7 protein-coding genes are annotated in these 3,733 nt (G+C 24.0%); 4 read left to right on the top strand and 3 right to left on the bottom strand.

The genetic code is table 11. From position 1 onward, the window contains the following. Window positions 1–43: 43 nt before the first annotated feature. From relB to L8U98_RS08015, 3 genes are read left to right on the top strand one after another with little or no spacing between them, the layout of a single operon-like run. Window positions 44–262 carry a type II toxin-antitoxin system RelB family antitoxin gene (gene relB, locus L8U98_RS08025; protein WP_039628375.1) on the top strand — a complete coding sequence of 73 codons (219 nt, stop codon included), beginning with the start codon at window positions 44–46 and terminating at the stop codon, window positions 260–262. After that, window positions 255–530, top strand: coding sequence for a type II toxin-antitoxin system RelE family toxin (locus L8U98_RS08020; RefSeq protein ID WP_039628374.1), 276 nt, complete (start codon window positions 255–257; stop codon window positions 528–530). The genes relB and L8U98_RS08020 overlap by 8 nt, the downstream gene beginning before the upstream one ends. A gap of 58 nt (window positions 531–588) precedes the next feature. Next, a complete protein-coding gene (locus L8U98_RS08015) occupies window positions 589–924 on the top strand; it encodes a hypothetical protein (protein WP_039628369.1) in 336 nt (111 codons plus the stop codon). 418 nt (window positions 925–1,342) lie between these two features. Here L8U98_RS08015 and L8U98_RS08010 read toward each other — a convergent pair whose 3' ends face one another. From L8U98_RS08010 to L8U98_RS08000, 3 genes are all read right to left on the bottom strand, one after another. After that, window positions 1,343–1,795, bottom strand: a complete 453-nt coding sequence (locus L8U98_RS08010; RefSeq protein ID WP_263737861.1) for a hypothetical protein — start codon at window positions 1,793–1,795, stop codon at window positions 1,343–1,345. A 93-nt stretch (window positions 1,796–1,888) separates the two neighbouring features. Then, window positions 1,889–2,251 carry a recombinase RecT gene (locus L8U98_RS08005; protein ID WP_412175050.1) on the bottom strand — a complete coding sequence of 121 codons (363 nt, stop codon included), beginning with the start codon at window positions 2,249–2,251 and terminating at the stop codon, window positions 1,889–1,891. Window positions 2,252–2,445: 194 nt separating this feature from the next. Continuing rightward, window positions 2,446–2,637: a hypothetical protein gene (locus tag L8U98_RS08000; RefSeq protein WP_263737860.1), complete on the bottom strand. Its 192-nt coding sequence runs from the start codon at window positions 2,635–2,637 to the stop codon at window positions 2,446–2,448. A gap of 492 nt (window positions 2,638–3,129) precedes the next feature. Here L8U98_RS08000 and L8U98_RS07995 point away from each other — a divergent pair, with 492 nt between their 5' ends. Continuing rightward, the gene (locus L8U98_RS07995; RefSeq protein WP_263683094.1) at window positions 3,130–3,333 is read left to right on the top strand and encodes a hypothetical protein; all 204 of its coding nucleotides are present in this window, start codon (window positions 3,130–3,132) and stop codon (window positions 3,331–3,333) included. The last annotated feature ends 400 nt before the right edge of the window (window positions 3,334–3,733 follow it).

The raw sequence follows: 3,733 nt of genomic DNA, 5'->3' as shown, positions 1-3,733 counted from the left end.
AAAATGTGTTATAATGTATTACAAATAATACAAAGGTAAAATCATGAGAACAATATCGTTAAGAATTAGTGATCAAGAAGATATTTTACTAAAAGAATATCTAGCAATTAATAATTTGCAATTATCAAAATTTATAAGAGATACTATTTTAGAAAAAATAGAAGATGAGTTAAATTTAGATGAAAATAAAATTTTAATTTCACTCAAAGAAGCTAAAAAAGATAATATTTATAGCTTTGAAGAAGTATTTAAAAATGTATGAGATAAAATTCTCAAGTAGTGCCAAAAAATCAATTGAAAAACTTGATCAGCAAGTAGCAAGAATTATTAAGAGCTGGATTATTAAAAATCTAATAGAATCAGATAATCCAAAAAAATTAGCAAAAGAACTTAAGGGTAATTTAAAAGGTATTTATAGATTTAGAGTGGGTAATTATAGAATGCTTGCTGAAATTAATGATAATGAATTGTTTATTTTTGTATTCGAAATAGGACATCGAAGAGAAATATATAAGAAATTTAAAAAATAAATTTCTCAACTATACATTAAATTATTTGTATCATAATAGAAAGAAAAAAGGAAGTAAAATGGAAAAACTATCCCAAGAAGAAATACAAAAAGCTATGAGAGAATGTGTAGTAAGTTCTTATACTTATGATCCAGCTAATCCTAATGGTTATTCTCAAGATTTATTTGATGTAGAAAATGAAGTTTTTGCTAAAGATTATGAGTTTATAGAAAAATGTGGTTTAGATGATATGGTAAAACACAAAGAAAGTGGTTGTGTTTTTAAAGTTTTTTACAAACAAGATCACAAAGTTAGACTTCTTAGAGTTAGTAATATGCAAGCAATGAATAGTTTTGAAAGCTATAGGGGTATAATGGCAAAAATAATAGGTTTTAAGCCAGAAGATCAAGAGTGATAAGGCAAACGGTTTTTAAGAAGTTTAGTGAATTTTTAGAAGAACATCATATTTTTCCTATAAATTCTAATATAGGAAAAGAGATATCTAAAAATTTTATCTCATCTAATGATAATATAGCAAATATAGCACTAATAAAATCAATAATAAAAATCCAAGCACATATATAAAAGAGTTGCTAAATAAAAAAATACAAGATAATCAACAAGAACAATTTTTTAAAGATTTAGAAACACATTTTATAACAAAAGATATGGTTTAATATTTATGTAATGATGATTTTGAGAATTTTATTATTAGTCGAACAGCTTTAATTTATGATTATATGAAAAACATTACTTAAATTCATAGGATAACTATGTTATCCTAACTATAAAATTGTATTTCAACAAGATATAGTAAAAACTTTAAATAATTTTTATTTTAAGCTTTCTAGTATAAAATTCATCATAATCCAAACGCTTGAAAGTATAGTTACTGTAGTTGCTACTGCAGTACCTAAAAGCCAATAAAGTACTTTTTGCTTAGCGCTAGAAATTTGTTCTGAGAATTCAGTTTTAATTTCAGCTATTTTGGTGTTAATAATTCCTTCTAGTCTTGCAACTTCAGAATAAATTAAACTTTCCAATCTTTTAATCTCTGATTGAAATAAATCTTTACTTACAAGCTCTTGTCTTATTTCTTCTATAGCTTGATTTTTAAGATTTTCAAAATCCAATCTTGGAGTAGCTGCTCTATCATTAACAACTTCTTCAAAAGCTTTAATTAATTTTTGTGATTGCTCAGGATTAGAAAAAATACTTTCTAATAAAGCTTTAAAACTTTCATTAAGTATATACTCTTTTTCCTGAGCCATAATATTTCCTTGCATATTCAATCCTTTGTCATTATAACACAATTTGTGATAGGTTATTTATTTTATATATCAAGCTTTTGTATTTAACTTATATTAAGCTGTTTTATACTAGATTGTAGGCATTTTCAATGTTTTTTGCGCATATTCACTATATGCAACTTCAACTATAAAAGGTTTATCGCCAACAGTTCTATAAACTTCACAAATTGCAACCAAATCTTGAGCGTATTGCCATTGATTATTCACTAATTTTGGATAGTTTTTAATCTCGCTATAAGAACGAATACCACCAAATTTTCCGCTTTTATGAACAATAGTTAAAAAGCCATCTCTGCCCACTAAAGGTTCTATTTTTTCAACCCACACATCTTTACCATTTTTTGTAACTTTTGCCCTATGAGGAACAAAAAATACTTGGTGCAAGAAAGGATCTAGATCATATTTAGTTACAACACTAAGGTAATATTTTATTTCTGTTTTATTACTCCCAACTTATAGGGTGTGTTAAAAGCTAAAGACTAACTTTTTCTTTCATTAATGTATTTATCGTTAAATAATGAGCTACTAAAACCAATGTGCCAAAAATAAGAGTGATAGCGCCGATTAAAATAGCTATATTATAACCATCCATTCTCTCTTATTTTCTTTTAAAAAAAGATCAATCTTTAAGAAAGATCGATAATAGTGCAACTATCGCCCATTTGCAAACCATAAAGACTATTTACAAATAATCCTACGCCAATAGATTCTATGAATCTTAAGATTACTTTTACAGGTTTTTTATAAATAATGCTTTTTAAATTTTTATTTATATTGTTATTTTGCAATAAAAAATAAAAGCTAAAAGATATAAACATGCTTCCAATAATAAAATATCAAAATCAATTATTTTTTATTATTATCGATTTTTTTATCTTTATCAAAGTCATAAAATGTCACAAATATGGCAACTGCTATTGCAAAGGCTAATACAATATATTGTCCCATTTTATTTCCTTTTTTTGTTATAAAAATTATTAAATTAATATATTATCTAATCAATTTTAAAAATACAATATTATTTTTTTAATTATAATATTTCCAAAGATCTAGCTTTTATCAAATTTGTGTTATATCCATAGTTGCTTTGTTGATATTTTTGGTATTTGCGAAATCTACAAATTTCTACTAAGAATAGTTTAAATAATATGTTTACAAAAAAAATTATTTATAAGTTATAAAGTCTATTTTTGATATATTCTTTATATTATTAGCTTAGGATTTTTAATGGGTGCAAACAAAACTACTTTTGAAATTATCTTAGAAAAATTAAAATAAGTAAAATTAAATAATAAAACAAAAGGATAGATATGTTTAAAAACGAAGAATATATAAAGCAGAGAAAAGCCTTATGGATAAAAAGTTTTGAAGCTTTTAAAGATGATGAAGAATTTCACAAAGAACAGTTAGAACTTGCCAAAGCAGGAATAAATGATGGATTTGAGGAAGATCAATTATATAAATTAAACCAAAATTGTAAAAAAAGACAAAAAAACTTACTCATAAATATTTAAATTGTTTTAGCTAAAAAAACCAATTTCAGATATTATTGATTAATCTGTATATAATCACAATATAAAAAAAGAAGCAGAGTTTTTTTAAATACCATTATATTGTTCTAATAATTTTCTAAAATAATATAGATTACTTTGAGTTAGATTATTTAGTGAATTTTTATCAATCTCACGCTGATCATTGCAAAAAACAGCGATATTACAAAAATACTTTCAGCATTTTCTATACATCCACCTTTATTTAATATTTGAGAATATAAATCGTTAGTATAGATGATTTAAAATTCTTACTATCGCTATATCCTAATTTTTTATAAAAATTTGTTTTGTTATTTTTACTATTATCTACAAAATGAAATCTAAGCCAATCTTCAAAATCATCAAGAGTAAGAAATAAATG

It is taken from the genome of Campylobacter sp. RKI_CA19_01128 (assembly GCF_025771175.1).
In the GTDB taxonomy this organism is placed as follows: Bacteria; Campylobacterota; Campylobacteria; order Campylobacterales; family Campylobacteraceae; genus Campylobacter_D.
The sequence above is the reverse complement of the archived record's forward strand: the minus strand, read 5'-3'. Positions and strand labels throughout refer to the sequence as shown.

Coding starts and splice junctions, on each gene's coding strand:
- L8U98_RS07995 (WP_263683094.1), top strand. CDS start 3,130: ATGTTTAAAAACGAAGAATATATAAAGCAGAGAAAAGCCTTATGGATA.
- L8U98_RS08020 (WP_039628374.1), top strand. CDS start 255: ATGTATGAGATAAAATTCTCAAGTAGTGCCAAAAAATCAATTGAAAAA.
- L8U98_RS08015 (WP_039628369.1), top strand. CDS start 589: ATGGAAAAACTATCCCAAGAAGAAATACAAAAAGCTATGAGAGAATGT.
- L8U98_RS08010 (WP_263737861.1), bottom strand. CDS start 1,795: ATGCAAGGAAATATTATGGCTCAGGAAAAAGAGTATATACTTAATGAA.
- relB (WP_039628375.1), top strand. CDS start 44: ATGAGAACAATATCGTTAAGAATTAGTGATCAAGAAGATATTTTACTA.
- L8U98_RS08000 (WP_263737860.1), bottom strand. CDS start 2,637: ATGTTTATATCTTTTAGCTTTTATTTTTTATTGCAAAATAACAATATA.